The organism is Superficieibacter sp. BNK-5 (genome assembly GCF_047456055.1).
In the GTDB taxonomy this organism is placed as follows: Bacteria; Pseudomonadota; Gammaproteobacteria; order Enterobacterales; family Enterobacteriaceae; genus Superficieibacter.
Window position 1 is genome coordinate 1,177,267 of the sequence record NZ_CP179893.1, and the last position, 25,401, is coordinate 1,202,667.

The window sequence follows — 25,401 nt, forward strand, 5'->3', positions numbered from 1 at the left end:
CCATGTCTGAAATGACCCCACGCGAAATTGTCAGCGAACTGAACAAACACATCATCGGGCAGGACGCCGCCAAGCGTTCAGTGGCTATCGCATTACGTAACCGCTGGCGTCGTATGCAGCTTGATGAAGATCTGCGTCACGAAGTCACCCCGAAAAACATTTTGATGATCGGCCCGACCGGCGTGGGTAAAACCGAAATCGCCCGCCGTCTGGCAAAACTGGCTAATGCACCGTTCATCAAAGTAGAAGCAACTAAATTCACTGAAGTTGGCTATGTTGGTAAAGAAGTGGATTCGATTATCCGCGATTTGACCGACTCAGCGATCAAAATGGTCCGCGTTCAATCCATCGAGAAAAACCGTTTCCGCGCCGAAGAGATGGCGGAAGAGCGTATTCTCGACGTACTGATCCCCCCGGCTAAAAACAACTGGGGCCAGGCGGAACAACAGGCTGAGCCATCTGCGGCGCGTCAGGCATTCCGCAAAAAACTGCGTGAGGGCCAGCTCGACGATAAAGAAATCGAGATCGATCTCGCTGCCGCACCGATGGGCGTTGAAATTATGGCACCTCCGGGAATGGAAGAGATGACCAGCCAGCTTCAGTCGATGTTCCAGAACCTCGGCGGCCAGAAGCAAAAACCGCGTAAGCTGAAAATCAAAGAAGCGATGAAGCTGCTGATTGAAGAAGAAGCGGCGAAGCTGGTTAACCCGGAAGAGCTGAAACAGGAAGCCGTTGACGCCGTTGAACAGCACGGCATTGTATTTATCGACGAAATCGACAAAATCTGTAAGCGTGGCGAGTCCAACGGCCCGGATGTTTCCCGTGAAGGTGTTCAGCGCGACCTGCTGCCGCTGGTGGAAGGCTGCACCGTTTCCACAAAACACGGGATGGTAAAAACTGACCATATCCTGTTTATCGCATCCGGCGCATTCCAGGTGGCTAAGCCGTCCGATCTGATCCCGGAACTACAGGGTCGTCTGCCGATCCGCGTGGAGCTTCAGGCGCTGACGACCGGCGATTTCGAACGCATTCTGACCGAGCCAAATGCCTCCGTCACCGTGCAGTACAAAGCGCTGATGGCGACAGAAGGCGTCAACATTGAGTTTACCGACGACGGTATCAAGCGTATCGCTCAGGCGGCCTGGCAGGTGAACGAAACCACCGAAAACATCGGTGCTCGTCGTCTGCATACCGTTCTGGAGCGTTTAATGGAGGATATCTCCTATGACGCCAGCGATCTGAACGGTGAAACCATCGTTATCGATGCAGACTATGTGAGTAAACACCTTGATGCTTTAGTGGCAGATGAAGATCTGAGCCGTTTTATCTTATAATCGTGCTCAATACGTTTTCATCACTTCAGATGGGGCTACGATACCCAAAATAATTCGGGTTGCAGGAAGGCGGCAAGTGAGCGAATCTCCAGGAGCATAGATAACTATGTGACTGGAGTGAGCGAACGTAGCCAACGCACCTGCGACCTGAAGTATGACGGGTATAAGCCCCATTTTTATTAGCCGGAATTATGACTGAACAACCTTTGAGTCCGACCCAGGCATGGCTGGAAAGCCTGCGACCTAAAACGCTCCCGCTGGCCTTTAGCGCTATCGTGGTGGGTACTGCGCTGGCCTGGTGGCAGGGCCATTTTGATCCGCTGGTTGCCGTCATGGCGCTGGTCACGGCCGGACTACTGCAAATTCTCTCCAATCTGGCGAATGATTATGGCGACGCGGTCAAAGGCAGCGACAAGCCTGATCGCATTGGTCCGCTACGCGGTATGCAAAAAGGTGCCATCACTCAGCAACAGATGAAGCGCGCGCTGGTCATTACCATTGTCCTTACCTGTGTGTCCGGGCTGGCGCTGGTCGCGATGGCCTATCAGACGATGGCCGATTTTATCGGTTTCCTGGTGCTGGGCTGTCTTTCTATTATCGCTGCCATCACCTATACCATGGGCAATCGCCCCTACGGTTATATCGGTCTGGGTGATATATCAGTGCTGATTTTCTTTGGCTGGCTGAGCGTGATGGGCAGTTGGTACCTTCAGGCGCACAGTCTCATTCCGGCTATTATTCTGCCCGCAACCGCCTGCGGTCTGCTGGCAACAGCGGTGTTGAATATCAACAACCTGCGCGACATTACCAGCGATCGGGAGAATGGTAAGAACACGCTGGTGGTACGCCTGGGTCCCGTCAATGCGCGACGCTACCATAGCGTGTTGCTGTTCGGCGCACTGATTTGCCTCGCCCTGTTCAACCTGATTTCACTGCACAGCCCGTGGGGCTGGCTGTTTATTCTGGCGGCACCCATGCTGTTCAGACAGGCCCGCTATGTCATGCGCGAGCACGATCCTCTGGCGATGCGGCCGATGCTGGAACGCACCGTAAAAGGCGCACTGCTGACTAACCTGCTGTTTGTGGTTGGGATTATCCTGAGCCAGACGATGAATTAACTGACAAATATCAATTAACAATTGTTGATTTTGCCAACAGCGCATCTGGCGCGATATACTGAAGGTTCTCGCAGCAACGGAACGTTAAGCCTATGAAATACGATACTTCCGAACTTTGTGACATCTACCAGGAAGATGTCAACGTCGTGGAACCGCTCTTCTCTAACTTTGGGGGTCGGCCGTCGTTTGGTGGTCAAATCACTACGGTGAAATGTTTCGAGGATAACGGGTTGCTGTACGATCTGCTCGAACAGAATGGCCGCGGCCGGGTGCTGCTGGTCGACGGCGGCGGTTCTGTCCGTCGCGCGTTAATCGATGCGGATCTCGCCCGCACCGCTGCGCAAAATGAGTGGGAAGGCATTGTGGTGTACGGTTCGGTACGTCAGGTCGACGACCTGGAAGAACTGGACATTGGCATTCAGGCCATCGCCGCCATTCCGGCAGGTGCGACGGGTGAAGGCATTGGTGAAAGCGACGTGCGTGTCAATTTCGGCGGTGTCACCTTCTTCTCCGGCGACCATCTTTACGCCGACAATACCGGTATCATCCTGTCGGAAGACGCGCTGGATATCGAGTAGTTCCCCTGCCCAAGAAAAAGGGAAGGTTTCCCTTCCCTTCTGATTTCTCTCTACGTAACGCTGTAGGACTTTTGCCTGGCGGCACTTCGCTTGCGCAGGCCTACGTCAACACGTAACTGGATGATATGACAAGCTTTGTAGGCCGGGTAAGGCGCAACCGCCACCCGGCATTCAATTCACTTAGTACAGCTTCTTCGCCGTATCCAGCCAGTCGCCTTTGAACGGACGTTTCATGTTCTCAATGGCATCGATGATGTCATGATGAACCAGTTTTTCGTTCTGGATACCTACGCAGCGGCCACCGTGCCCTTCAAGCAGCAGATCAATGGCATACGCGCCCATGCGGGACGCCAGAATACGGTCGTAAGGCACCGGGGAACCGCCGCGCTGAATGTGACCCAGAACGGTCGCACGCGTTTCACGATGCGTTTCTTTCTCAATATAATCCGCAAGTTCGTGAATATCGCACATATGCTCGGTGATGGCGACGATAGCGTGCTTTTTACCTTTTGCGATACCGGCTTTAATTTCTGCGACCAGATCGTCACGGCTGAATTCCACTTCCGGCACCATCACGAATTCACAGCCACCAGCAATGGCCGCAGCCAGCGTCAGATCGCCGCAGTAGCGGCCCATGACTTCAACGATGGAGATACGCTGGTGAGAAGAGGAGGTATCGCGCAGGCGGTCAATCGCCTCTACAACGGTGCCCAGTGCGGTAAAGTAACCGATAGTGTAGTCGGTGCCTTTAATGTCATTATCGATGGTACCTGGCAGGCCGATGCACGGGAAGCCCATTTCGGTCAGACGTTTTGCCCCCATGTAGGAGCCGTCACCGCCGATAACCACCAGCGCATCAATGCCACGCTTTTTCATGTTCTCGATAGCCACAGCACGGATGTGTTCTTCACGAAATTCCGGGAAACGCGCGGAGCCGAGGAAAGTACCGCCACGGTTGATCATGTCGGAAACGCTGTAACGGTCGAGCTGGATCATACGATCTTCGTATAGCCCCAGATACCCGTCATAAACGCCCATCACTTCCAGACCTTCCGTTAATGCTGCACGGACAACGCCACGAATCGCAGCGTTCATGCCCGGCGCATCGCCGCCACTTGTCAACACACCGATTTTCTTAATCATGACTACCTCTGAACTTAGAATGCAAAATGAAATCTGATGCCGGAAACGGACTTAGGCTCACCCAAAGTACGTAACGAATACTGCCGATAGTATATCAATCCTCTGTTGCTGAATTGATTCAGGTCAGACCAATCGGCGCTAATTTATACAAAAAATGCCGATCCAGCCCACACTTTTACAAGAAAGATAAAAGCTTAAAGCCGTTGTTCTTCCTGCGGTACTACCGAGCAGGGATCCTGGTGAATGATGACGTCCGATCCCGGAAAACGAAGTAAAAGCGCCTGCTCAATCTGTTCGGCCACAAGATGCGCCTCAAACAGCGGCAGATTGTCGTCCATTTCTAAATGAATTTGAATAAAGCGGGTCGGCCCTGACTGCCGCGTTCGTAGGTCATGTGCGCCACGCACGCCTGGCCAGGCGGTGACGGTCTCAATAATTTCCTGCCGCTCTGCATCAGGAAGTGCGCGGTCCAGCAGAGCCTGTACGGCTTCATACCCCATACGTAACGCGCTATACAGGATATAAACCCCAATCCCCAGCGCAAACAGCGCGTCCGCCCGGTGCCAGCCATACCATGACAGACCGAGGGCGATGAGAATGGTTCCGTTCATCATAACATCAGACTGATAATGAAGCATATCGGCACGCACTGCCTGGCTATGGGTTTTTCGCACCACCCAGCGCTGAAAAGTAACTAAAATCAGCGTGCTAATCAGCGCGATAATGGTCACCACCACCCCAACGCCGGGCGCGTTCATCGGTTCGGGACTTGCCAGATGCTGAATGCCGGTGAGAAAAAGAAACAGTGCGGAACCGGAAATAAACATACTTTGCGCCAGCGCCGCCAGAGACTCGGCTTTGCCGTGTCCGAAGGTATGCTCATCATCGGCGGGCTGCAACGAGTAGCGGACTACCCAGAGATTAGTGAGTGATGCGGCGATATCGACCAGCGAATCCACCAGTGCAGCCAGGATACTGACCGAGCCGGTATGCCACCACGCGAAGATTTTAATAATTAACAAACAGGACGCCATCACCGTGGCGGCAATCGCTGCGCGGCTGACCAGTTGGCCGTAAGAGTGGTTCATAGATTCTCCTGCTTAACCCTCGGGTAGTATAACGTAGGTCGAGGTCAGGAAGAAAAAGGCGGTTTGCAAGACCAGCCCGCTTTCTTTGCTACGGTGTTTTTTACCGATTCACGAAAAACAGGCAAAAAAAACCCCTCCATCATGGAGGGGAAGACAGGGATGGTGTCTATGGCAAGGAAAACAGGGTATGTCACTGGGATGCTACTTACTGCTACTAAACGGCTTAAACGGAGGACTCTGCTGTAACTGCGCAATATCGCGCATCTGCGCCATCCGTTGTTGATACTTTTCATTTAAAACCGCTTGCTGCTCCGGCGTTAACAGAAGGAACATCTGGTTGCGCACACGGGCCATTTCGACCTGCCGGGCTACCTGTTCCTGCGCCATTTTTTCAGCCTGAGCGCGCACAGCGTTTTCATCAAAATTTTCTGCGGTAATAAGGCGGTGCATTGCCTCAATTTCGCTAACATTAACAGGCGGCTGCTCGTGCCTTGCCTGTTGCATCAGGTCCCGCATCTGTTGGCGCTGATGCTCGGTTAGACTTATGCCGTCAAACATGTGACTCTGCTGACTATTACGCTGCGTAAGTCCTTCGGTCGGGTGCCAGTTATCACCTGTGATGGCTTCACCTGCCTGGCTTAACGCACTGAACGCCAGTGTTGAGACCATGACGGCAGCGGTAACTTTGCGCATCACTTGCTCCCAAAAACTTTGTTTCGCGATTCCACGAGAGACAGTCTACGATTCAGGCTGCAAACTAGCGTCAGGCGGTGTAAAACAACGTAAAGTCATGGATTAGCGAGCCTTGATGACGTAATTTCTGCCTCGGAGGTATTTAAAAAATGAATAAAATCCTGTTAGTTGATGATGACCGGGAGCTCACGTCGTTACTTAAAGAGCTGCTCGACATGGAAGGTTTTAACGTTTTAGTGGCTCATGATGGTGAGCAGGCGCTGACGTTGATTGATGACAGCATAGATCTGCTTTTACTTGATGTGATGATGCCAAAGAAAAACGGTATCGACACGCTTAAAGAGCTACGCCAGACACACCAGACACCGGTAATTATGTTAACCGCACGCGGCAGCGAGCTGGATCGCGTGCTTGGCCTTGAACTGGGCGCGGATGATTATTTGCCGAAACCGTTTAATGACCGTGAGCTGGTGGCGCGTATCCGCGCTATCCTGCGCCGTTCGCACTGGAGCGAGCAGCAGCAAAATAGCGATAACGGTTCGCCAACGGTCGAAGTGGATGGCCTGAGCCTGAATCCGGGACGTCAGGAAGCCAGTTTTGACGGTGAAACGCTGGAGCTGACCGGTACGGAGTTTACCCTGCTCTATCTGCTGGCCCAGCATTTAGGCCAGGTGGTTTCCCGCGAGCATTTGAGTCAGGAAGTGCTCGGTAAACGCCTGACACCGTTTGATCGCGCTATCGATATGCACATCTCCAACCTGCGGCGTAAGCTGCCGGAGCGGAAAGACGGGCATCCGTGGTTTAAAACGCTGCGCGGTCGTGGGTATCTGATGGTTTCGGCTTCATGATTGGAAGCCTGACCGCCCGCATCTTTGCTATCTTCTGGCTCACGCTGGCGCTGGTATTGATGCTGGTATTGATGCTACCCAAGCTGGATTCACGCCAGATGACCGAGCTGCTGGAAAGCGAGCAGCGTCAGGGTGTGATGATTGAGCAGCATGTTGAAGCTGAGCTTGCCAACGATCCACCCAATGATTTGATGTGGTGGCGTCGGCTGTTCCGCGCGATCGACAAATGGGCACCGCCGGGGCAGCGTCTGGTCCTTGTGACCAGCGAAGGCCGGGTGATTGGTGCCGAACGTAATGAAATGCAGATCATCCGCAACTTTATCGGTCAGTCGGATGATGCCGACCAACCGCAAAAGAAAAAATATGGTCGGGTTGAACTGGTCGGGCCGTTTTCGATTCACGATGGCGAAGATAACTACCAGCTGTACCTGATTCGCCCTGCCAGCAGTTCACAGTCCGACTTTATCAACCTGCTGTTTGACCGTCCGCTGCTGCTGCTGATTGTCACCATGCTGGTCAGCGCGCCGCTGCTGCTATGGCTGGCATGGAGTCTGGCAAGACCGGCGCGTAAGCTGAAAAATGCGGCGGATGAAGTCGCGCAGGGTAATTTGCGCCAGCATCCGGAGCTGGAAGCCGGACCGCAGGAATTTCAGGCAGCCGGGGCCAGTTTTAACCAGATGGTGACGGCGCTGGAGCGCATGATGACGACCCAGCAGCGCCTGCTGTCGGATATCTCCCATGAACTGCGCACCCCGCTCACCCGTCTTCAGCTCGGCACCGCGCTGCTGCGGCGTCGCAGCGGCGAAAGTAAAGAACTGGAGCGTATCGAGACCGAAGCGCATCGGCTGGACAGCATGATTAACGATCTGCTGGTTATGTCGCGCAACCAGCAAAAAAATGCCCTGGTCAGCCAGACCATGAAAGCCAATCAGCTATGGGGCGAAGTGCTGGATAACGCGGCCTTTGAAGCCGAGCAGATGGGTAAATCCTTTACGATCGAATATCCGCCTGGCCCGTGGCCGCTGTACGGGAACCCAAGCGCCCTGGAAAGCGCGCTGGAAAATATTGTGCGTAATGCGCTGCGCTACTCGCATACCACAATTTCAGTCGGTTTTGCGGTAGATAAAGAGGGCATCACCATCACCGTTGATGATGATGGTCCGGGCGTCAGTCCGGAAGACCGGGAGCAGATTTTCCGCCCGTTCTACCGTACCGATGAAGCGCGTGACCGCGAGTCAGGCGGCACCGGCCTGGGGCTGGCCATTGTTGAAACCGCCATCCAGCAGCACCGCGGCTGGGTTAAAGCGGAAGACAGCCCGCTCGGCGGTTTGCGTCTGGTGATCTGGCTGCCGCTGTATAAGCGGGCGTAAGGTCTTCCCCAGCGTGAAGCTGGGGAAAGGCTACTTTCCCCACAACCGACGCGAATTATCCTCGATCTTACCGCTCGTCCGCCGCTTCTGCAGGGTTCGCGTCCAGCTTGCTGACAAACCTGCCGCTGACAGCAAACGATGATACTGCTCATCATCAAACGGCATTGACCAGGCAATCACCCCGGCTTCATGCACCGTCACATCGCTTACCCGCGATGCCAGCACCAGCGGAGCCTCGGCTGAGACCTTGCCACCCGCCACGACCCGATACAGCCAGCCGGTTTTTCCGCTCGCCTGCATGATGGACGCCATATCGCTGATAGCAAAATGAAAGTTCAGCTTAAAGCACGGCGATCGCGGCTGCGTTACCTGGATAAAGGTCTCACCCCAGCGGAAGATATCGCCGATAAACACGTTCTGTTCGTTCAGCCCCTCGGTTGACAGATTCTCACCAAACGCGGGAGCCACAAACAGATCCTCCTGCTCAGGAAACTCACGCGCCCAGTGGAGATAGTGCTCCCGGGGATAGTGGCACAGTGCGCGGTCGGGTCCGCCGTGGATTTTGCTTTCTGCCTGCTCATCACCGGTCAGCCCCCGCTCCGTCAGCGTCAGTTCGCCCGCCACCTGCACCTTCGCAATGGCGCTGGGACGGCTTCCTTCGTAGTCCTGAACCCTGCCAGTGAACCCCTCAACCGGATATCGCATCTGTATCTCTCTTCCCGACAAATTTGCTCCATTAAAGCATATTTTTTACCCGTACCTTCCAAAATGCGAACCACGTTCACATGGCGCGTTGCCAGACATGCTATTTATTAAAATGATTTTGAAACAGCATTTCATAATAAGGAGTCAACGTGACGGTACAATCGCAATTTGCTGGCGTCTGGTGCCCTGCCATTACGCCGCTGGATCAAGACGGAAAGCTCGACCTGAACGGCCTGAAGCAGCATCTTCAACGCCTGACCAGGGCAAATATTGACGTGATTTTGTTGATGGGCAGCATCGGCGAGTTTGCTTCTTTTACGCTGGAAGAGCGATTAACCTTAATTCGCGAGGCCAGGACGATGAGTTCGCTCAAGATGGTTGCCAACGTGTCATCGACCTGTATGAACGATATTCAGCGCATGGCGGAGGAGGCGTACCGCGTTGGCTACGATGCGGTGATGGTGTTACCGCCTTATTATTACGGGCAAACGCCGAAGCAATTGCTGAGTTATTTCCGCCAGCTGGGTAACATACTCAGCGGCCAGTGGTTTGCCTATAACTTTCCGGCTCGCACCGGCTGCGATTTAACGCCGGATCTGATTGCCACCCTCGCCGCTGAATTCCCGCACTTTGCCGGGATTAAAGATACCGTCGATTGCCAGTCTCATACCCGCAGTATGATCCAGGCGACCCGCGCCGTGCGTGAGGATTTTGCCGTACTTTCTGGCTATGACGAATATTACATCCCCAATCTGCTGGCGGGCGGCGCTGGCGTGATCTCCGGTTTAAACAATGTGATGCCAGAGCTATTTGTCAGCGCCCGCGAAGCATTTAAGCAAGGCGACCTGGAGACGTTACGTGAGATACAGCAGAACATCGGCACCTACATGTCCATCTATGCAATTGGCGATGATTTTGTCTCAACGATTAAGACCGTGGTATCGCGTAAATTCGGCTATTGCACCGGGGTATCGCGAAATGCGGGAGGCGCATTAAACGAACACGAGTGCCGCACGATTGATGAGGTGTTTGATATCAAGAGCTAAAAGAAAAAGCCCGGCAGCAGCGCTAACCGGGCTTTTTCAGAAAGACTACCTATTATTCTACTGTTCCCAGCACATGTGCTTTCGCGGCTTCGGCTTTTGCCGCTCTGGCTTTCACCTTCCGTGACCAGATGGAGGTCAGGATCGGCACCAGAATGGAGGTCACAATCACCGATGTGGCGACCAGCGAGGTAGCCGCAGGGGCCATCGGTTTAAATTCCGGGATCATCTCCGCGATCAGGACCGGCGTTGCCACCGCGGCACCCGCCGAGCTGGATGCGGCAATTCCCGCTGTACCGTCACCGCCACCGATCAGTTTATCGGCAATAATCAGCGGGATGCCCGTCACGATAATCACCGCCACGCCCAGCAGAATACCCAGCAATCCGGTTTGCGCAATCACGCTTAAATCAATGGTGTTGCCCAGCGCGAAGGCGAAGAAAGGGATCAGCGTTTGTACCGCTTTGCTGAAAAACTCCCGTAATTCCGGGTCCAGATTACCCAGCGTAAAACCCACCAGGAAAGGTAAGACAGCACCGACAAAAACGTGTGGCTCAAATGACGCAATACCTGCGGTGCCCAGAATAATCATGGTCATCAACGGACCCGACTCCAGCGACATCAGAACAAATGCGCCCGCTTCTTCTTTGGTGCCGTACTGCTGCATAATGGAGGCGTACAGCCCGCCATTGGTCATGTCCATCGCGGCCACCAGCGCCAGCGTGGAGAGTCCGGCGAAGAACCCTACCTCTACGCCGTGCTCCGGAATGATGCGCGAGGCAATCGCGGCTACCAGCCAGGCCACGGCAATCTTGGTTACTACCAGCGTGCCGGATTTACGCAGTACCGTTCCCGTCGCGCTCAGCTTAATCGATGCGCCCATACAGAAAAACCAGACTGCCAGAATCGGCACTGTCCCGGTAATCATACCGTTGGTGAACGACCCGAAGTATTTTCCTGCCCCCGGCGCAAAGGTATGGCACAGCGCGCCCAGGAACAGCGGGACGAGCATCATGCCCCCCGGAATTTTTTCAATCTTGCGTTTAATCTGCATCTTCTTCACCTGTAAACATAAAAATGGGGCGATTTTTATGGGCGAGCGCACCTCAGTCACAAAGTGCTCCCGTATCGATGAAAGGAAGATAATCATTCAACGAAACTATAAAAGTGATCCTGAACACACAAATTGAAACGCAGTTTCTATTTTAATGGATCATTGTTTTTTATTTGATACAGATCACCATAGCACCCTGAACCATGGCATAAAAAAAGCCCCCGCGGCAGAGCCTGCGGAGGCTTTTGCTCTACACCTCAGTGCAGAGTGTTAATCAGAAGACTTATTTTTTCGCCGCAAAACGCGCCGCAGCTTCATCCCAGTTCACCACGTTCCAGAACTCTTTGATGTAGTCCGGGCGACGGTTCTGGAATTTCAGATAATACGCATGTTCCCACACATCCAGGCCCACAATCGGGAAGCCAGAAACACCGGCAACGGCTTCACCCATCAGCGGAGAGTCCTGGTTAGCGGTAGAAACCACAGCCAGTTTGTCATCTTTCAGCACCAGCCATGCCCAGCCGGAACCAAAGCGGGTAGCGGCCGCTTTCTCAAACTCTTCTTTGAATTTTTCCACGGAGCCAAAATCGCGCTCGATAGCGGATTTCAGATCGCCCTGTAGGGTGGTGCCTTTTTTCAGGCCTTTCCAGAACAGGCTGTGGTTAGCGTGGCCGCCGGCATTGTTGCGCAGCACGGTTTTCTTGTCCGCCGGAACCTGATCCAGTTTGGTGATCAGCTCTTCTACCGGCAGATTAGCCAGTTCCGGCAGGCTTTCCAGCGCGGCATTGGCGTTATTAACATAGGTCTGGTGATGTTTGGTGTGATGGATCTCCATCGTCTGCTTATCGAAATGCGGTTCAAGGGCATCGTAGGCATACGGCAGGGATGGCAGTGTATAGCTCATAATCATCTCCATTATTGTCGGGCGGCAGATGTGTTAACGCCGCGTAAGCAGTTGGTTCATTATAGTTAATTAAATGATATTGAAAATGTTTATCAATGCCGTAGTTTTAATAAGGTTATAACTTTAGGTTATGAAGCCAAAATTGTGAGCTTGCTCATTCGATTACTCGGTTCATTGCCAGTGTGCGACACAACGCGGCAATCCGCTGAAGGTTACTTTACAGCACAATTTTTACACTCATCGGGTCGGGGGTGTTTTACCGGCCATAAAAAAGATGAGGATAAATGCATGAGTAACATGATTACGATGGGTATTCTTTGGCATTTGATAGGCGCAGCCAGTGCAGCCTGTTTCTATGCCCCGTTCAAAAAAGTCAAAGGCTGGTCGTGGGAAACCATGTGGTCAGTCGGCGGTACTGTCTCCTGGCTGATTTTGCCCTGGACGATCAGCGCCATTCTGCTGCCCGACTTCTGGGCGTATTACGGTTCTTTCAGCGCTTCCACGTTGCTGCCAGTGTTTCTTTTTGGCGCGATGTGGGGCATTGGTAATATCAACTATGGCCTGACCATGCGCTATCTCGGCATGTCGATGGGCATTGGCATTGCGATTGGCATCACGCTGATTGTTGGCACGCTGATGACGCCGATCCTGAACGGTAATTTCGACATCCTGATCCACACCCGTGGTGGCCGTATGACGCTGCTGGGCGTGCTGGTCGCGCTGGTAGGCGTGGGGATTGTTACCCATGCTGGTCGGCTCAAAGAACGCCAGATGGGTATCGAAGCGGAAGAGTTCAATCTGAAAAAAGGCCTCCTGCTGGCGGTGATGTGCGGGATCTTTTCCGCCGGCATGTCGTTTGCGATGAACGCCGCCAAGCCGATGCATGAAGCGGCGGCGGCGCTGGGCGTCGATTCCCTGTACGTTGCTCTACCAAGCTACGTGGTGATTATGGGCGGCGGTGCGCTGATCAACCTCGGCTTCTGCTTTATTCGTCTGGCAAAAGTGAAAAATTTGTCGGTAAAAGCGGACTTCTCGCTGGCAAAACCGCTGATCGTCAGCAATATCCTGCTGTCAGCACTCGGCGGGTTGATGTGGTATCTCCAGTTCTTCTTCTATGCCTGGGGCCACGCGCGTATTCCGGCGCAGTACGATTATGTCAGCTGGATGCTGCATATGAGTTTCTACGTGCTGTGCGGTGGGATTGTCGGTCTGGTACTGAAAGAGTGGAATAACGCCGGGCGTCGTCCGGTCAGCGTGCTGAGCCTCGGCTGCGTGGTGATTATTGTCGCGGCAAATATTGTCGGACTGGGCATGGCGGGTTAACGGATGCCCCCTGCTGGCACGGCAGGGGGACGTCGGTTACGACGAATGTCGGCCCCCGTTGAACAGCAGAAACAGGTAACAGCATACCGGCACCAGAAAACTCATCTTCAGGCCGAGATCCGCGCGGCATCGTCCTGCAACCCGCTTAAGGTGCGGGAAAAAATAATCGGGTATAACACCGAGTTCATCACGCCAATCGTCAGCAGGCAGTAGCCTCCCGCACGGCTGGCCAGCACGATCGCCGCAAGCGTCAGCACGATAGCGCCGGTCACGCAGCAGCAATACATCCTTAACTGCCCGATAGCCACGCTACCGGGCAAACGTGCCTCAGAGTGTCAGTTCGCGCTCAAGTCGTGCGGTCATGTCACCGGCATCTCTGCCTTGCAATAGCTGCTGGCGGAAATCGTCATGCATCAACTTGCGTGCCAGCCGCGAGAAGATTTTCATGTGATCGCCCTTCTCCTGCTCGCTCACCGTCAGCATAATCACCAGCGAGACGTCTACCCCCTCTCCCCACGATAACGGCGTCTTCAGGCGCATTAGCGACACACTGCTGTTCAGTACCGCTGCGGATTTACAGTGCGGGATGGCGACTGCAAAGCCGAGCGCGGTGGAAAAAACGGCTTCCCGCTGCCAGATGGCGGTCTCGACGTCCACCCCCGAGCGCACCCGCTGTTCAATCTCAAGGTTATCCGTGAGCAGCTTGATGGCCTCCGCCTTGCTGGTGACGTCCCGATCCAGCAATAACAGAGCCGGATCGAAAACGGGTAGCACGCTGGCCGCCGATGTCTCACGCAGCAGGGATGTCACCTCCGCCGCGCTTTCACAGGCTAATGCCTGCTGCAACGTCTTCCGGCAGTCATCCATCTCCAGCGAGGCCAGCTGCTTTTTCGCCCCGGCAATTCGTCCGGCGGACATGCTGATCTGCCGCAGCCCCGCGCCCAGCAGCAGCGGCATTACCGCCGGATCGCCGCCCATTTCTCCACACAGGCAGAGTTCCACGTTTGTCCGCCTCGCCATCTCGCTAAGCAGCATCAGGAAAGCGGGATCGCAGTAGTTGTACAGGTGACGAACATGCGGATTGCCCCGGTCGCAGGCGAGAAAATACTGCACCAGGTCGTTGCTGCCAATAGAGGCAAAATCGATCCATTTCGCCGCTCTTTCCAGCAGGTACAGCGCAGAAGGCACCTCCGCCATGATACCTAAACGCCATTCGCCGACGGCGACGCCTTCCGCGTGGAGCTGTTCCGCTACCTGATGAAAGCGGGCGTGCAGCCATTTAATCTCTTCAAGCGTCGCCACCATCGGCACCATGATATCCAGCGGCCCTGCCGCGCTGGCACGCAGCAATGCCCGTACCTGACTGGTAAAAAGGTCAATAAATGCCGGATAAAGGCGCACTGCCCGCCAGCCGAGGAACGGGTTCTCTTCCTGCGGCAGGTTTAAATAGTCACAGGGTTTATCGCCGCCGATATCCAGCGTGCGGATCACGACTTTCTTGCCCTGCGCCAGCGTCAGTACATGCCGGTACGCCTGATATTGTTCTTCTTCATCCGGCGGCACGCTTCGCTCACAAAACAACATTTCGGTGCGAAACAGACCAATCCCTTCCGCACCCGCCGCGAATGCGCTTTCCGCTTCGTCAGCCAGGGCGATATTCGCCAGCAGTTTCACGCGTTCTCCGTCACGGCTGACGCCTGCCATCCGGGCGAGCGGTTCCAGTCGCCGGGCAATGCGCGCGACTTTGTCCTCTTCCATGTCGCGCCATTGCTCAGCACAGGCATCCGGCGCGACGATCAGCAGTAGGGCACCCGCAGGCACAGACGCGTTCGGCATGCATAAAAGCGGGATGCCAAAGGAACGGGCGAGGATCACCGTGTGGGAGGTTTCGCCGCCCTCCCCCATCACAATACCTTTGAGATGAGGACCGCGCAGGGCGAGAAACTGACCCGGCGTAATCAGTCCGGCGCTGCTGCTGAAGGCCAGCGTCTTCCGGCGCTTCCTGCGCAGCAAGCTGCGGCAAATCCACCGCGCCCAGAGGCACCGCCACCCCGCTTGCCAGTCCCGGACTGACGCCGTTACCCCGCAGGCAGGTGGCCATGGTGGCCGCCAGAAACACGGGCAACGGCTGTTCGTGATGGCTCGTCACAGGGACGAGTGGCCCGTCGCATTCCGTCAGCTCGCGCGTAATAAATGCGCTCAGCGTCTGCCAGACGTCCTGCTCATCCTCACCGTCAATATGCAGTTCGCACGCATCGTGGTGAAGCACATCTGCGCCGATGAGCGCCAGTACGCTTCCGGCATCGACCTGCCGCTGGTTACGCAGATTATGCAGCGTGACGCGGGAATGAAATTGCGCCACGCGCAGTTGCAATTCGCTCGCAGGCCGGGCATGAAGGCCATTTTCGAGGGGACACACAAACGCTATTTTACGCATCGGATTTTCCTTTTTCCGCAGGGGTGATCCGCCAGCTGACTGGCGTACAGGGCTGGACTGGGGTATGACTTCCAGGAAGCGGCGTTTCTGCCAGCGTCACGCGCGCCACGTCGCCAGAGAGTACAGGTTCGACACCGTCGAGTAACGTGGTGCCCGGATTCCAGCCGCGCAGGATCAGCGCCTCCTCGTTCTGCGCTTTCTTCAGCGTGCTGAAATGCAGCGGGGTATCCCAGCGCAGCAGACTGTACGTTGGCGGGAAGCGCATGCCGTGAGGATTGGTTTTAAAGCGCGACCAGCCGGAGTCCAGCCAGCCGGAAGCGGGTGTACGCCAGTTCTCAATGTCACGCCAGAACGCCGCATCCGGCCCCTGATGCAGAGGCACCAGCGCCAGATGACAATCAAAACGACCAGGCAACTGCGAGTCCGGTGAAGGCAGCACCATGCCGGAAGCGCGCCCCGGACGCCACGGCATATCTGGCTGTCCCAGCCAGCCGACGCTACGCAGCAGAGTAATCGCCAGCGTATCGGGACGGTCAGCAGGGATTTCATACTCGCGCAGCCCGTCGGTGACCACGCACATACCGTGCTGCTCATCATGCATCATTGCCAGGCTTTGCATCGGCCACAGCGACGCGGGCGCTTCCGTCCACTGCTCCTGCTGCCAGATATCCAGCGCCTGCGGACGGTTTTCCCGGCGGATCAGGCCAAAGGGTTGATCGGCAAAATGGAACATTCCGCTGGTGCCGGTGGGGATCTCCAGTTGAAGGCGATGATCGCGCAGGGTGTTGTCGATCCGCACCTGTACATCCAGCAGCGGACGATCGCGATCGAGGGCGATCGTCATGCTGACGTTAAGTTGCCCGTTACGCTGATGCTGCTGACGGGCAGCCAGATCCTGCGGCGCAGCGATGCACCAGCTCAGGTTAAGCGTATCGGCCAGCGCATCCCGCTGCCAGATGGCGGAGACTAATGCGCCGTCGCTGGTGACCCGCCAGTCATCTTCCGGCGGGGAGTAGTTATAGTTGTCCCCCGCATCGCCGCCATCAACCAGCCGCAGGAGAGAGTTCCACTGTTTGCCGCTACGTTTGTCGAGCAGCGTGATGTGCCCGTCCGTCAGCGTCAGGCGCAGCCACGGGTTATCGAGCGCAGCAATCATCTCTTGCGGCACGTTAAACCCGGCAGGCGCATTCTCCTGAAGATAAAATGTTTGATAGCCGCAGGCAGGCAGGGCTTTTGCCTCAAGGATAATGTCGCATTTGCGATACCACACTGTGCTCGTACTGTTGGAAAGCTCCTGCACAATTACCGACATATCCTGCTGTTTTTCCTGCACAATTTTCCAGCGGCACGGCTGCCCCGCTTCATCGACGATGGCAAAATGTGCGCCCGGCACGTAAATCGTCAGCGCCACTCGCCCGTCGCGCGCGTAAGGCAGCGGGTTGAAGACAATGATTTTTTTGCCCTGCTGCCGCGCGGCAATCCCTTCCGCCAGCATTTTCATATTGAGGTCGAAAAGCTGGCTGGCGGATTCATGACCTGAGGTCAGACGCGCTTTCACCATCGCATTGACGCGATCGGCGTTACAGCCGCCAATGCTGTCATGGGCGTGGGATTTCATGGCCTCACGCCAGATATTCTCCACCGCCGTTTGCGGATAAGGCAGCCCCAGTTGCCAGACCACGCTTAATAACGGTTCAAGCTGCTGGCTGAGGAAGTTCTCCAGCCGGACGTTAGCCTGCTTGATATCCATGCGCGTCGAGAAAATCCCCCGATGAATGCGCATATATTTCGGACTGAGTAACTCACCCTGATACGTCGCCAGTTCGACTCCCGTCCGTTCCAGGGCGTCAAAGTAGCGGCTAAAATCGCTGCGCACGAAATGGTAGTCGGACTGCTGCGTATTAAGCGCATCGAGCATCGCCGGAACACCATGCTCAAAGGGGGACTGATCGTTACCGTTGGGGAGCAAAACGTGCCCGGAGGTGCTGAATTTCGCCTGTTTTTGCAGAATAGCGGGCAGCACCTGCCATGCTTTTTGCGCGTCGGCGGGCAGCCATTTCGCGCAGCCATACCCCCACGGCAGCACGGCAGTGGTGACGCAACTGCCGTCAGTGCTCTGCCAGCGAAACTCGCTGGCAGCCACGTCGTGCTCGCACCAGCCGCGCCAGATCACCGCGCGATCCATCGCAAACTGCGTCAGGAACATCGGCAACTGGGCGCTCTGGCCGAAGGAGTCGGGGACGTAACCCACGGCCATCCGGCTTCCCATTGCGTTGCAGTCCGCCATGCCCAGCAGCAAATTGTGGGTGATGGATTCTGCGCCGACCACTAAGAAATCGGTCTGGGTGTACCACGGACCGATAAGTAGCCTGCCCTCGTCGATCAGTTTTTGCACCCGCGCACGATTTTCGGGCGCAATGTTAAAATAATCTTCCAGCACCACGGTCTGCCCATCAAGTATAAATGGGCCTAATGACTCATCGGCTTCCAGACGCTGAAGTAAATCAGCCATAAAATAATAAAGCACGACCCGAGAATCATTTTCAGTAAAATACCACTCGCGATCCCAGTGCGTATGTTGGATCAAATGAACTGTTTTCATCTTTATTTCAGCCTTTTTGAGGGCGAGAAAATACCACGGATAATTACCCGTTAATTTTTATGATTAGCGACGAACCGTCGTTAATATCTCTTTATATTAACGACTGGCTTTAAATTTAGGTGCCATCATTTCTTTTTTAATGGCTTCGTCTGGCACATTGCGAAATACCAGCAGCGATCCACAGGCGATAATCGCGGAGCCACAGGCGATGGAGAGAACATATATCGGCCACTGTTCAACCGCCAGCCAGCCGTAAAATCCGGAAATGGGAGCCTGGTTCACCGCCCCCAGGCCCACCGCCATCGCCGCACCAACCGCAGAGCCGATCATGTTAATCACAATGATTTTAGGATTGGACAGCGCAAACGGAATGGCCCCCTCCGAGACGCCAATCAGCCCCATCAGCGTGGACGCCTTGCCCGCTTCACGCAGCGATTCCGGGAAGCGTTTTGCCCACAGCAGGGTGGCAACGCCCAGGCCAATAGGCGGTACAATGATGGCGACCTGTGCAGCAGTATTAGGATCGTAAATCCCGGAAGCCAGTAGCGCCATCGCGGTGGTGACCGCCGCCTTGTTCACCGGACCGCCGAGGTCAAAGCCCACCATGCCGCCAATTACCGCCGCCAGCAGCACTTTATTGGTACCAGACATCGACAGCAGCCAGTGCTCCATACCGTGATTAAGCGCCGCCAGCGGCGTGCCAATAACAAACGCCATCACAATGCAGGTCAGCAGCGTCCCGCCGACCGGCAGGATAAAAATCGGCCCGGCAGAGGCCAGAGCTTTCGGTAATTTGATGTATTTGATGAGCGCCCGGACGATATACCCGGCGACAAAACCGGCGGCCAGCGCCCCCAGAAAGCCGGTTCCCAGACTGCTCGCCAGTAATCCCCCCACCATCCCCGGCGCGATGCCCGGCTTATTGGCGAGGGCAAAACTGATATAACCCGCCACCACCGGCAGCATCAGCGACAGCGCCAGTCCGCCGAAACCATCGAAGCGATGCAGTACCTGTACGACCAGGCTGGCAGCCTGCTCATGGCTGGCATCCCAGATATTATCAATGCCGTACATCGACGCGCCAATACGCGCGATCCCCATAATGACCGCCCCGGCAATGACAAAAGGCAACATCCACGACACGCCAGTCATAATGGCGTTTTTCACTTCTGCACCCGCTGAAGGCTTGCCGCCTCCTCCCTGAAACTTAGCCATGCGCAACCTCCTGTTCAACGGCTTCAAAAACGGCATCCCCGAATTTAATCGGATCGGAGACGCTGCACTCCAGCTTAACCAGTCCTACAAAACGTTCTTTGCCGCTGATGGCGACGTCGGCGGCAATAATCACCGCGTCGGCCCGCGCCAGATCCTCGTCAAGGATCTCATTCTCCGCGCCTATGCTGCCCTGGGTTTCTACTTTGATCTCATGACCCCGTTTTTTTCCGGTCATTTCAAGCGCTTCCGCTGCCATGTAGGTATGGGCAACGCCGGTCGGACATGCAGCAACACAAACAATAAACATCATTCAGCCTCTCAGGTTTGTTCAGACAAAAAAAAGCACAATGGCGAAAACGCGCATTGTGCTTTGTGGATGAAACCAGGTTGGCCTGCGTGATGGCAATCGGCACCGCTGGCATGGCGGCACGCGATTAGCTGGCGCAGGCTGGATATACGGAAACTAAAACGCAGTTCATCGCGTTTACGGCAACATAACACGCGCTGGCAAGGTGACGGCGAAATCGCCGCGAGACGTTGTTTGTGCCGGTGGAAACGGGCGCGTAATGCCTGCCCGGTACAATCCCATAAACGGGACCACTCCTGCGACATTTGATAATGCGGACAGTCGGCAGAAAACAGGTCAACGTCAGAAAGATCGTCAGGCGAATTTAGCCAACAAATATCATCAAGCGCGACGTTACCTTTGTTATCTCGCGATAACAAAAAAGCAGCGGCGGATATAAACAGCAAAATGATAATGGCTAACATTTTACCTCCATGATGAATGCGCTATTATAAAACAGAATTTTCGCCAACAAATGTGATTTATAGCACAGAGATTTATTTTAATTTTTAGCGCAGTATTGCGGTCGTTATTTCCCGTTAATCATTCATCATATTTATATTAGAGGCGGTTCCGTCGCGGCTGCGATGACGCCACTGTCCCGGCGTCATGCCTATTTCACGGTTAAATACCACGGAAAAATAATTACTGTCTTCAAAGCCGCACTGCATGGCGATGTCGCCAATCAGTATTTCAGTGTGCTGTAAGAGGTATTGGGCGTGGCAAATTCGTAGCTGGCGCAGATACTGGCTGATGGTCATCCCCGTCTGGCTGCGAAACTGCTGGCGCAGGGGGCGCTCGCTGCACTGCTCCTGTTCGCAAAACGTTTCGAGTACGAAAGGCGTGTCCAGACTTCCTGCCAGCGCGGTGATCAGCTTATCCAGCAGCGGCTCGCGCGACGTTGCCGACAAATTATCGGTGGTATAGCGGTGTCTTTTCAGGGTCACCACCAGTTGTGCAAAGAGCAGTTCGGCCATGTCATTGACCTGCGCGTCAGGATGGGCGCTTTCGTGTTCGAGCTGCGCGATGACCTGCCGTGCCTGACTCATTCCAGTGCTGCCAAGCCGCCAGTGCGCCCGCCTTTCAGGTCCGCTAAAGCCAGGAATATGCGCGTCCCAGTCGAAATTAAGTTTCAGGCGGTCAGGGCAATAGATAATATTTTGCAATACCAGGTCGTTGACCGAAGCATAGGAGTGTTTGTCTTCGGCGCGGATATAAAACAGGTCGCCGCGCGTGATGCGGTACGGGCGGTCATTGAGGACGTGCAGGCCATTGCCGCGCCATACCAGCACCAGTTCGCAAAACTCGTGAGTATGTTCAGCAAAGACGTTTTGCGGATAGCGATCCGCAACGGCGACTGCCTGGCCGACGCTGGTGAAAAAGTCGGCTTTACGAAGAATTAACTTGCCCACAGCAGGATCACCTCAACGACGAATGACCGGTTATTATCTTCTGACGGTCGTTCAAAAACGTTGATTCTCTTCGCGTTACTGAAGAATTTCGTCGCGCCCCTGACGAATATCGCGCGGAGACCAGGAAAACTCGCGGCGAAACAGGGTCGAAAAGTGGTTACTGTCGCCGAACCCGCAGCGATAAGCGATATCCGTCACGCTTTCGTCACTGTGGCGCAGCAGATGGCGCGCTTTAATCAAACGCAGCCGGTTCAGGTAACGTTGTGGGGTCAGGCCGGTGGATTGCTTGAGCTGACGGTGTAATGTCCGCAGCGACAACGAGAAATGATCTGCCAGATCGTCCCAGCACACTTCGTCGGCAAAATGATCGTCAAGCCAGGCGATCAGATGGTTGAGACGAGCGTCATTATCCTCCGCCCCTTCCGCCAGGCTGCTTTTACGCAGCAGCACCAGCAGTTGCATAAACAGCAGTTCGCGGTTTGCCCGTTCCGGCGCATCCGCCGCATCGTCTTTCGGTTCAAGCTGGCCGACAAGCTGCCGCACCTGCGTCAGCACCGTCTGATTAACGCGCCAGTGTGAAGGGTATTGACCATTCTGCTCCTGTGGCAGCAGCAAATGCAGGCCGCTTAAAAACTGAAAAGCATCCGGGGAGCGGTACAGCACGTTAGTCAGGCACAGATTGTCGGTGTGCTCATACAGATGACGGTCATGATCGCGGACAAAACAGATCGTTCCGCCGCTGATGGTATAGGGCTGGCCGTTAAAAACATGAATGCCAGTACCGTGTTCGACAATCACTATTTCATGAAAGTCATGATGATGCTCCGGGAAGGCCGACTGCGGAAGACGCGGCTCGATCGCCACTGGCGAATTACCCGAAGGAAAGAAATCCACGCTGTGAAGTACGGTCATAAGAGTCGCCACCAGTGAGAAGAATTCTCATGATAGTAATTAAGGCCCCGCATTCTCATCTTGAAATTTTGACGACAAAGCGTGCAAACACTGCCGATTTTTCAAGAAATGAACGGAAAGCGTCAGAAATGCGGCGGCGGTCACATCCCCCCTTTCGCAGCAAAATGTGAGCTTCCTCACGTTCATCTTTGCTTTCTTGCCAGCGGCCAATTTCCCCTGTCAGTAACAAGAAGGTAGAAGCAGGCGTCCTTTTTTAGACTGTGGGCATTGACTCTCAGAAGGACTCTATCATGACTTTTCGCCATTGCGTCGCTGTCGATTTAGGCGCATCCAGCGGGCGTGTAATGCTTGCACGCTATGACCGCGAACAACGCACCCTCACGCTGCGTGAAATGCACCGCTTCGTCAATCGTCTGCAAAAAGTGGACGGTTATGACTGCTGGGACATTGACAGCCTGGAGGCGGAGATCCGCCGTGGTCTGGAGAACGTGTGCGAGGCGGGCATCGTAATTGACAGTATCGGCGTGGATACCTGGGGCGTGGATTACGTGCTGCTGAACCGCCAGGGCCAACGCGTCGGTCTGCCCATCGCCTACCGTGACGATCGTACCGACGGCGTGATGGCGCAGGCGCTGACTCAACTCGGCAAGGCGGAAATTTACCGCCGCAGCGGCATTCAGTTTCTGCCGTTTAATACGCTTTATCAGCTTCACGCGCTGGTCCGGCAGCAACCGGAGGTGGCGCGCGAGGTCGCTCATGCACTGCTCATTCCTGATTACTTCAGCTACCGCCTTACCGGGCAGATGAACTGGGAATATACCAACGCCACCACCACCCAACTGGTCAATATCAATACCGATAGCTGGGATGAAACATTGCTGGACTGGACAGGAGTGAACGGCGCCTGGTTCGGCAAACCCACGCATCCCGGCAATGTGATTGGCCACTGGACCTGTCCACAGGGTAATGCCATTCCGGTGGTGGCAGTCGCCAGTCACGATACCGCCAGCGCGGTGATTGCCGTTCCGCTGGAAGGGAAAGACGCGGCGTGGATCTCCTCCGGCACCTGGTCGCTGATGGGCTTTGAAAGCAAAACGCCATATACCAGCGACAAGGCGCTGGCTGCCAATATCACCAACGAAGGCGGCGCGGAAGGGCGTTATCGGGTGCTGAAAAATATCATGGGCCTGTGGCTGCTCCAGCGGGTACTTGCTGAACAACAGGTTACCGATCTGCCGGAGCTGATTGCCCGTACCGAAGCGCTGCCCGCCTGCCGCTTTGTCATCAATCCCAACGACGATCGTTTTATTAATCCGGGCAACATGAGCGCGGAGATCCAGGCTGCCTGCCGTGAGGCCGGCCAACCAGAGCCGACCAGCGATGCAGAACTGGCACGCTGCATTTTCGACAGCCTCGCGATCCTGTACGCCGACGTGCTGGGCGAACTGGCCGCTCTGCGCGGCAAGCCGTTCAACCAGTTGCATATTGTCGGCGGCGGCTGCCAAAACCAGTTGCTCAATCAGCTTTGCGCCGACGCCTGCGGCATTACGGTGATCGCCGGACCGATTGAAGCCTCCACGCTCGGCAATATTGGCGTCCAGCTCATGACGCTGGATGAACTGAGCGACGTCACAGATTTTCGCAAGGTGGTGGTTACTAACCACGACCTGACCACTTTCACCCCTCATCCTGATAATGAGATCGCTCGCTACGTCGCGCAATCTCAGTCAACACGACAGACAAAGGAGCTTTGCGCATGACCACTCCACTAGAACACGCCTGGGAACTCGCGAAACAGCGGTTCGCCGCTGTAGGTATCAATGTCGAGGAGGCCCTGCGCCAGCTCGATCGCCTGCCCGTTTCCATGCACTGCTGGCAGGGCGATGACGTTGCCGGTTTCGAAAATCCGGAAGGCAGTCTGACCGGCGGTATCCAGGCCACGGGGAATTATCCGGGCAAAGCGCGTAATGCCGCCGAACTGCGTGCCGATCTGGAACTGGCGTTTAGCCTGATCCCCGGACCGAAGCGTCTTAATCTGCATGCGATTTATCACGAGGCCGAAACGCCAGTCGCGCGTGACCAGATCAAGCCGGAACACTTTAAAAACTGGGTGGAGTGGGCCAAAGTCAACAAGCTGGGCCTGGATTTTAACCCTTCCTGCTTCTCCCATCCGCTGAGCGCCGATGGCTTTACGCTTTCGCATGCTAACCCTGAGATTCGTCAGTTCTGGATCGATCACTGCAAGGCCAGCCGCCGCGTCTCCGCGTACTTTGGCGAGCAGCTCGGCACGCCGTCGGTGATGAACATCTGGGTTCCGGACGGGATGAAAGACGTCACCGTCGACCGCCTCGCCCCGCGTCAGCGCCTGCTGGACGCGCTGGATGAGGTGATCAGCGAGAAGCTGGATCCGGCGCATCATATTGATGCCGTGGAGAGCAAGCTGTTCGGCATCGGCGCGGAAAGCTATACCGTCGGCTCCAATGAATTCTATATGGGCTACGCCACCAGCCGTCAGACCGCGCTCTGTCTGGACGCTGGCCACTTCCATCCGACGGAAGTGATCTCCGACAAAATCTCCGCCGCCATGCTTTATGTTCCGCGCCTGCTGTTGCACGTCAGCCGCCCGGTCCGCTGGGACAGCGACCATGTGGTGCTGCTGGATGACGAAACCCAGGCTATCGCCAGCGAAATTATTCGTCATGACCTGTTTGACCGCGTGCATATCGGTCTCGACTTTTTTGATGCGTCGATCAACCGCATCGCCGCATGGGTGATTGGTACCCGCAATATGAAAAAAGCCCTGCTGCGCGCCCTGCTGGAACCGACCGATCAGCTGCGTCAGCTTGAAGAGGCGGGTGATTACACCGCGCGTCTGGCGCTGCTGGAAGAACAAAAATCCCTGCCGTGGCAGGCGGTGTGGGAGATGTATTGCCAGCGTCACGATACGCCAGCCGGCAGTCAGTGGCTGGATAACGTGCGCGGGTACGAGAAAGAGATTTTACGCCAGCGCGGGTAAACCCATGCCGGATGGCGCTGCGCTTATCCGGCCTACAAATTCACCCGACGTGATGGACGGGCCACCAGGCAAAACCGTAGGCCCGGTAAGCAAAGCGCCACCGGGCAGAAAGTTCAAAACCCGTAGGCCCGGTAAGCGAAGCGCCACCGGGCAGAAAGTTCAACACCCGTAGGCCCGGTAAGCGAAGCGCCACCGGGCATGACAGCTCAACAGATAACACAGGCCGGGTAAGCGAAACGCTCCCCGGCATTTTGAAGGAA

23 protein-coding genes and 1 pseudogene are annotated in these 25,401 nt (G+C 55.4%); 9 read left to right on the forward strand and 15 right to left on the reverse strand.

The window, feature by feature from the left end; genetic code table 11:
• Window positions 1-2 precede the first annotated feature (2 nt).
• The 3 genes from hslU to rraA all read left to right on the forward strand — a co-directional run bounded on the left by hslU (window position 3) and on the right by rraA (window position 3,030).
• Complete coding sequence (gene hslU, locus ACMGGS_RS05655; RefSeq protein ID WP_176919646.1) at window positions 3-1,334, forward strand: HslU--HslV peptidase ATPase subunit; 1,332 nt, start codon at window positions 3-5, stop codon at window positions 1,332-1,334.
• 191 nt (window positions 1,335-1,525) lie between these two features.
• Window positions 1,526-2,452 (forward strand): 1,4-dihydroxy-2-naphthoate polyprenyltransferase, encoded by a 927-nt coding sequence (gene menA / locus ACMGGS_RS05660; protein WP_414165352.1) that lies wholly within the window; start codon window positions 1,526-1,528, stop codon window positions 2,450-2,452.
• A gap of 92 nt (window positions 2,453-2,544) precedes the next feature.
• Window positions 2,545-3,030: a ribonuclease E activity regulator RraA gene (rraA, locus tag ACMGGS_RS05665; protein WP_176919644.1), complete on the forward strand. Its 486-nt coding sequence runs from the start codon at window positions 2,545-2,547 to the stop codon at window positions 3,028-3,030.
• 180 nt (window positions 3,031-3,210) lie between these two features.
• Here rraA and pfkA read toward each other — a convergent pair whose 3' ends face one another.
• The 3 genes from pfkA to cpxP all read right to left on the reverse strand — a co-directional run bounded on the left by pfkA (window position 3,211) and on the right by cpxP (window position 5,954).
• Window positions 3,211-4,173, reverse strand: coding sequence for a 6-phosphofructokinase (gene pfkA / locus ACMGGS_RS05670; protein ID WP_194208573.1), 963 nt, complete (start codon window positions 4,171-4,173; stop codon window positions 3,211-3,213).
• Between the two features lie 194 nt (window positions 4,174-4,367).
• A complete protein-coding gene (fieF, locus tag ACMGGS_RS05675) occupies window positions 4,368-5,261 on the reverse strand; it encodes a CDF family cation-efflux transporter FieF (protein ID WP_176919642.1) in 894 nt (297 codons plus the stop codon).
• 201 nt (window positions 5,262-5,462) lie between these two features.
• On the reverse strand, window positions 5,463-5,954 hold the full coding sequence (cpxP, locus tag ACMGGS_RS05680; RefSeq protein WP_414165353.1) for a cell-envelope stress modulator CpxP: 492 nt from the start codon (window positions 5,952-5,954) through the stop codon (window positions 5,463-5,465).
• Between the two features lie 149 nt (window positions 5,955-6,103).
• Between cpxP and cpxR the strand changes: the two genes are divergently transcribed.
• Both cpxR and cpxA read left to right on the forward strand, forming a co-directional pair.
• The gene (gene cpxR / locus ACMGGS_RS05685) at window positions 6,104-6,802 is read left to right on the forward strand and encodes an envelope stress response regulator transcription factor CpxR (protein ID WP_103676845.1); all 699 of its coding nucleotides are present in this window, start codon (window positions 6,104-6,106) and stop codon (window positions 6,800-6,802) included.
• Entirely contained in the window at window positions 6,799-8,172 is a 1,374-nt protein-coding gene (gene cpxA / locus ACMGGS_RS05690; protein WP_414165354.1) for an envelope stress sensor histidine kinase CpxA, read from the forward strand. The genes cpxR and cpxA overlap by 4 nt, the downstream gene beginning before the upstream one ends.
• Window positions 8,173-8,202: 30 nt before the next feature.
• On the opposite strand, the gene yiiM is transcribed toward cpxA, so the two are convergent.
• On the reverse strand, window positions 8,203-8,877 hold the full coding sequence (gene yiiM / locus ACMGGS_RS05695) for a 6-hydroxyaminopurine reductase (protein WP_414165355.1): 675 nt from the start codon (window positions 8,875-8,877) through the stop codon (window positions 8,203-8,205).
• Between the two features lie 149 nt (window positions 8,878-9,026).
• Here yiiM and ACMGGS_RS05700 point away from each other — a divergent pair, with 149 nt between their 5' ends.
• Complete coding sequence (locus tag ACMGGS_RS05700; RefSeq protein ID WP_414165356.1) at window positions 9,027-9,923, forward strand: dihydrodipicolinate synthase family protein; 897 nt, start codon at window positions 9,027-9,029, stop codon at window positions 9,921-9,923.
• Window positions 9,924-9,975: 52 nt separating this feature from the next.
• On the opposite strand, the gene kdgT is transcribed toward ACMGGS_RS05700, so the two are convergent.
• Entirely contained in the window at window positions 9,976-10,974 is a 999-nt protein-coding gene (gene kdgT / locus ACMGGS_RS05705; protein ID WP_414165357.1) for a 2-keto-3-deoxygluconate transporter, read from the reverse strand.
• Between the two features lie 283 nt (window positions 10,975-11,257).
• Window positions 11,258-11,878 (reverse strand): superoxide dismutase [Mn], encoded by a 621-nt coding sequence (sodA, locus tag ACMGGS_RS05710; protein ID WP_414165358.1) that lies wholly within the window; start codon window positions 11,876-11,878, stop codon window positions 11,258-11,260.
• A gap of 288 nt (window positions 11,879-12,166) precedes the next feature.
• On the opposite strand from sodA, the gene rhaT reads away from it, so the two are divergent.
• Window positions 12,167-13,201, forward strand: a complete 1,035-nt coding sequence (rhaT, locus tag ACMGGS_RS05715) for an L-rhamnose/proton symporter RhaT (RefSeq protein WP_194208567.1) — start codon at window positions 12,167-12,169, stop codon at window positions 13,199-13,201.
• Window positions 13,202-13,308: 107 nt separating this feature from the next.
• Here rhaT and ACMGGS_RS05720 read toward each other — a convergent pair whose 3' ends face one another.
• The 9 genes and pseudogenes from ACMGGS_RS05720 to rhaS all read right to left on the reverse strand — a co-directional run bounded on the left by ACMGGS_RS05720 (window position 13,309) and on the right by rhaS (window position 22,125).
• A complete protein-coding gene (locus ACMGGS_RS05720; RefSeq protein ID WP_414165359.1) occupies window positions 13,309-13,473 on the reverse strand; it encodes a hypothetical protein in 165 nt (54 codons plus the stop codon).
• A 55-nt stretch (window positions 13,474-13,528) separates the two neighbouring features.
• Window positions 13,529-15,214, reverse strand: coding sequence for a phosphoenolpyruvate--protein phosphotransferase (gene ptsP / locus ACMGGS_RS05725; protein WP_414165360.1), 1,686 nt, complete (start codon window positions 15,212-15,214; stop codon window positions 13,529-13,531).
• 232 nt (window positions 15,215-15,446) lie between these two features.
• Window positions 15,447-15,638, reverse strand: a pseudogene (locus ACMGGS_RS05730) (HPr family phosphocarrier protein); the annotation flags it as partial.
• On the reverse strand, window positions 15,631-18,240 hold the full coding sequence (locus ACMGGS_RS05735) for a glycoside hydrolase family 38 C-terminal domain-containing protein (RefSeq protein WP_414165361.1): 2,610 nt from the start codon (window positions 18,238-18,240) through the stop codon (window positions 15,631-15,633). The pseudogene ACMGGS_RS05730 and the gene ACMGGS_RS05735, both read right to left, overlap by 8 nt.
• A 96-nt stretch (window positions 18,241-18,336) precedes the next feature.
• A complete protein-coding gene (locus ACMGGS_RS05740; RefSeq protein WP_414165362.1) occupies window positions 18,337-19,455 on the reverse strand; it encodes a PTS fructose transporter subunit IIC in 1,119 nt (372 codons plus the stop codon).
• The gene (locus tag ACMGGS_RS05745; RefSeq protein ID WP_414166205.1) at window positions 19,448-19,762 is read right to left on the reverse strand and encodes a PTS fructose transporter subunit IIB; all 315 of its coding nucleotides are present in this window, start codon (window positions 19,760-19,762) and stop codon (window positions 19,448-19,450) included. Before ACMGGS_RS05745 ends, ACMGGS_RS05740 begins: the two co-directional genes overlap by 8 nt.
• 11 nt (window positions 19,763-19,773) lie before the next feature.
• Entirely contained in the window at window positions 19,774-20,226 is a 453-nt protein-coding gene (locus tag ACMGGS_RS05750; protein ID WP_414165363.1) for a hypothetical protein, read from the reverse strand.
• Window positions 20,227-20,340: 114 nt separating this feature from the next.
• Entirely contained in the window at window positions 20,341-21,213 is an 873-nt protein-coding gene (gene rhaR / locus ACMGGS_RS05755) for an HTH-type transcriptional activator RhaR (RefSeq protein ID WP_414165364.1), read from the reverse strand.
• A 75-nt stretch (window positions 21,214-21,288) separates the two neighbouring features.
• Window positions 21,289-22,125 (reverse strand): HTH-type transcriptional activator RhaS, encoded by an 837-nt coding sequence (gene rhaS / locus ACMGGS_RS05760; protein ID WP_414165365.1) that lies wholly within the window; start codon window positions 22,123-22,125, stop codon window positions 21,289-21,291.
• Between the two features lie 290 nt (window positions 22,126-22,415).
• Between rhaS and rhaB the strand changes: the two genes are divergently transcribed.
• Together rhaB and ACMGGS_RS05770 are read left to right on the forward strand one after the other, a co-directional pair.
• Window positions 22,416-23,885 (forward strand): rhamnulokinase, encoded by a 1,470-nt coding sequence (gene rhaB, locus ACMGGS_RS05765; RefSeq protein ID WP_414165366.1) that lies wholly within the window; start codon window positions 22,416-22,418, stop codon window positions 23,883-23,885.
• Window positions 23,882-25,141: an L-rhamnose isomerase gene (locus tag ACMGGS_RS05770; protein ID WP_414165367.1), complete on the forward strand. Its 1,260-nt coding sequence runs from the start codon at window positions 23,882-23,884 to the stop codon at window positions 25,139-25,141. The genes rhaB and ACMGGS_RS05770 overlap by 4 nt, the downstream gene beginning before the upstream one ends.
• Window positions 25,142-25,401 lie beyond the last annotated feature (260 nt).